This window comes from Shewanella sp. TB7-MNA-CIBAN-0143, assembly GCF_040310065.1.
Taxonomy (GTDB): domain Bacteria; phylum Pseudomonadota; class Gammaproteobacteria; order Enterobacterales; family Shewanellaceae; genus Shewanella.
The window spans coordinates 1-244 of the sequence record NZ_JBEOPL010000144.1; the positions used below are offsets into that span (position 1 = coordinate 1).

Sequence of the window (244 nt, forward strand, 5' to 3'; positions counted from 1 at the left end):
GTGCCACACAGGTCAGTTCCTGAATGTGGATCGTGGTGAAGCGGTCTTCCTGAACAACACGCTCGGACAGGCAGATGGAGTCTTCGAAGTTGTAACCGTTCCAGGCCATGAACGCGATACGCATGTTCTGACCCAGCGCCAGCTCACCCATGTCGGTGGACGGACCATCGGCCATAATGTCGCTGCGCTGAACCCGATCACCCTTGCTCACCAGCGGACGCTGGTTGATGCAGGTGTTCTGGTT

1 protein-coding gene is annotated in these 244 nt (G+C 57.4%); it reads right to left on the minus strand.

The features are described from left to right. On the minus strand, nt 1-244 hold a 244-nt coding region (locus tag AAEY97_RS21460), incomplete at both ends, for a hypothetical protein (protein WP_351001416.1).